Annotated in this window: 1 protein-coding gene; it reads right to left on the minus strand. The window is 44.6% G+C overall.

From position 1 onward, the window contains the following. Positions 1-3,815: beta strand repeat-containing protein (locus ACP6PM_RS32005; RefSeq protein ID WP_426590901.1), on the minus strand; the 3,815-nt coding region annotated here is incomplete at its 3' end. Between the last annotated feature and the right edge of the window lie 49 nt (positions 3,816-3,864).

Genomic DNA, 3,864 nt, shown 5'->3' on the forward strand with positions numbered 1-3,864 from the left:
GTGTCTTGGTTGATGGTAGCATCATCTCCGGCATCTTGAGTGATATTGTTGTTGGTAATGTTGCCTGTATCTGTATCTATAGTATTAGCAGTTTCGTTGTTGGCATTAACGCTTGTGTCTTGGTTGATGGTAGCATCATCTCCGGCATCTTGAGTGATATTGTTGTTGGCAATATCGCCTCCGGCCTCTTGATTAAGGTTAGTATCCTCCTCAGCAGTTTGATTAATATCTCCTGTGGTTTGGTCTCCCCCTGATGAAATATCTGTATTCGCGTCTCCTTCTCCTGCTTCTTGAGTAATATCTCCTGTCTCAACGTCTTCTGTTGCTCGTAGCTTTAAAATGCCTATTGTACCCTCAGATTTGATTTCGACATCATAAGTATCTATTGAACCATCTGTTGCTTCAACGTTAATCTCACCTGCGCTCGTTGTACCGATGGAACTCAAATCTCCTGTACCTACTTCTGTTCCGTTGATGACAATACTGCCACTACTTCCATCTGGGGCTTCTGTTGTTACATTGCCTGTGTTTACTTCTGCTTGCTGGCTCTGAATAGTTAGGTCTCCACTTTCTGTCATGCCGTAGGATGATACGTTGGCTAAATTTACGCTGTCTAAAGCGTTGAGTTGTACATCGCCTCCTACTCCTTGCTCTGAATAGGAGTCTATATCTCCTCCAGTAGCATCTATCTCACCTATACCACTCTCTACTGTAATATTGCCTCCCTGTTCCATTCCTTCGGAACGAATGCCTCTAATAGTTATGGTTCCAGGGGATGTCAGGGTGACATTTCCAGCTATTCCTTCTGTGGAAAATGTGTTTAAGTCGTCTTGGACATTGATACTATTCTCACTGCTACTATGAATTGTAATATCTCCACCCTGTTGAGTTCCCTGGGATAGTATGGTATTTACTTCAACGTGGCCTGCTCCTTCGATGTTGACGCTTCCGGCTGTTCCTTGTTCTGAGAATGTTTCTATGGCTTCAGTGGTATAGATTTCTCCCTGTTGGCTAATGATGGTAATATCTCCACCTGTGGTGGGTTTTGTTGTATTGAGTGCGCTGGCTTCTAGTTTGCCTGTGGTTATGTTACTTAGGGCTTCTATGGTGATGTCGCCAGAGCCGTCTGGTGAGCGGGAGTTAATAGTGCCTGCTGTGGTGTCTATTGTGCCGTTGTTGCTCTTGATGCTGATGTCTCCTGCAAAACCTTGGGTGGCTTCTCCATCTGCTTTGGGAATTAGGGTGAAGTTGTTGTTGTCGTTGAATTCTAGTCTTTCTCTGACGAAGCCTGATGCTAGGTCTATTTGACCTGTTTCTATGGTACTATCGGCGGTAATTTCTATTTTTCCTGTGTCCCCGTCGTCTGCACCGGAATATATTCTGGCTGTTGTGGTGTTAATATTGTTTCCTGCTTCGAGAATAATATCTCCCCCTCTCCCTGCTTCTCCGCTCCCTTGCTCGCCTGATGGTTCTGAGGCGGAGATAATATTGCTGTTTTCGGCGAGGTTTATTTCTCCTCCTGCTTTAATGTTAATTTGACCGCCGTCTCCGTCGGCAAAGGAGTAGATGTTACTGGTAGTAATGTCTCCTTGGGGGGCGGTTAGGTTAACGTTTCCTCCGTCGCCTCCTCCTGAATAGTTGGCTAGGGTGCCGTTGCTGGTGTCTATGTTTCCGGTTTCGGCTGTAATGTTTATTTGACCGCCTTGTTGTTGGCCGTGGGAACTGATGATGTTGGTGGTGACGTTGGTTTTGGCCTTGAGGGTGACATCTCCGGCGTTGCCTTGCTCTGAGAATGATTGAATTGGTTGGGTGGCGTTGATTTCTCCTTGTTCGCTAGTAATGCTGATTTCACCTCCATCTGCTGCTTCTGTTGCATTATTGGCTGAGGAGGTAATGATACCTGTAGTGATGTTTTCTTGGGCGGTAATTTCTATTGAGCCGGCATTTTCGGTGGCTGTTTCGGTGCTTTTGGCTGAGATGATACCATTTTCGGCTGTGAGGGAGCCTGTGTTGATGGTGATATTGCCTCCCTCTCCGGTACCTGTGGTTTCTGTTAATAGTTGACCATCTAGTTGGAATGTTTGGCTGGAGTCGATATTGATGCTGCCTCCTTTTCCACTGTCGGAGGTAGCTGCTGAGATAGTGATGTTTTCAGCTATTGTCAGGTTTGGGGTTTGGATGTTAATTTTTCCGGCGTTGCCTGCGCCTTCTGTTTTGACTGTAATTTGACCGTCTCCTGTAATGTTTATGCTTTCTGGAGCAAATATCTCAATGTTACCTCCATTGCCAGAGGAAAAGGTGCGGGCAGATATGAAACCTGATTCGCTGAAGTTGATATTGAGATCTGGGTTGTCGTTGTAGGTATTCAGTTTGAGAGTACCTGCTGGTGCTTCGCCTTGGGTTTCGGCAAATATTCCTAGCTCCCCGAAGATATTAAGTTCGTTACTGTTGATGGTGATGTTTCCGGTTCTATCTGTGCTGGTAGCGTTTTCTAGTGCTGTGGCACTAATTTTCGCTCCTTCCCCTATTGTGAGTGTTTCGGAATTAATAGTAATGTCTCCCGCTCTGCCACTACTGTCGGTTTCTGTCGTTAGACTTGTTCCTGCTTCTAGGTCAAAATTATTAGTGGTAATATTGATATTGCCTGCGTCACCTCCTCCTGTGGTGGAGGCAGTTATATCTATTCCATCAGTTGTTGTGAGGTTTTGGGTTTCAATTTTGATACTTCCTGCATCACCTGCTCCTGTGGTTTCGACTGATATTTTTCCGTCTCCTGAAATATCTATAGTTTCTGGAGCTTCAATATTAATATCTCCGCCGTTACCTGCTCCTGTAGTGGAGGCAGATATCGCACCTTGGTTGCTGAAGTTGATATCTAAGTCTGGGTTATCGTTGTAGGTATTTAGGTTGAGAGTACCTGCGGGTGCTTCTCCTTTGGTTTCCGCTAATATTCCTCCTGGACTGGAGATATTCAGTTCGTTGCTGTTGATGGTAATTTTTCCACCTACTTCGTCGGTGTTAGTGGCATTTTCTTTGGCTGTGGCACTTATTTGTGCATTATCCCTAATGTTAAGTTCAGGGGTGTCTATCTTTATGTCTCCTGCTATTCCAGTACTGTTAGTTTCTACTGAAAGTTGGCTATCGTTGTCTAGGTTAAATCTTTCTGTTGCTTCAACTATAATACTGCCTCCATCTCCATTTCCCTTGGTACTCGCATCTATAATACCTCCATTGGTTACTTCCAGAGAACTAGCCGTAATACTTATATTCCCAGCATTTCCCTCTGCTTCTGGCTTGACTTCGCTAAATGCTGAACTGGATAAACCATTACTCGATCTTCCATCAAACACTACACTATCCTGTGCTGTAATATTTATAGTGCCTGCATTGCCTATTCCTTCGGTACTGGCAGATATTTGAGCGCCGTTAGTAACTTCTAGAGAACCAGTTTGAATATCTATCTTTCCTGGCTGTCCTTCTGCTCCTTGTCTCAATGCGCTAGATGCGCCACTGGAAAAACCATTTGATAACCCATCAAACACTATATCCTCTGCCGTAATATTCACATTTCCTGCTTTACCTTTACCAAAAAGATCGGAAGATATTAATGCACCATTACTAACTGTCAGAGAATTGGTATTAATAGTGACATCCCTCGCTTCTCCTTCCGCTACTTCTGCTACTACACTAAATGCTCCACTGCGCTGAGTGCCATCTGAAGAGACTCCATTAAACACTACACTATCCTGTGCTGTAATATCTATAGTCCCTGCGTCCCCTTGTCCTTGCGTACTGGCAAGTATTTTAGCGCTCACGGGGTGACAAGCTAGTTGAAAGCTATATATAGAAAGGGATTTACGCCTG

Origin of the sequence: Dapis brunnea BLCC-M229, from assembly GCF_050015995.1 — a bacterium.
Classification (GTDB): domain Bacteria; phylum Cyanobacteriota; class Cyanobacteriia; order Cyanobacteriales; family Microcoleaceae; genus Trichodesmium.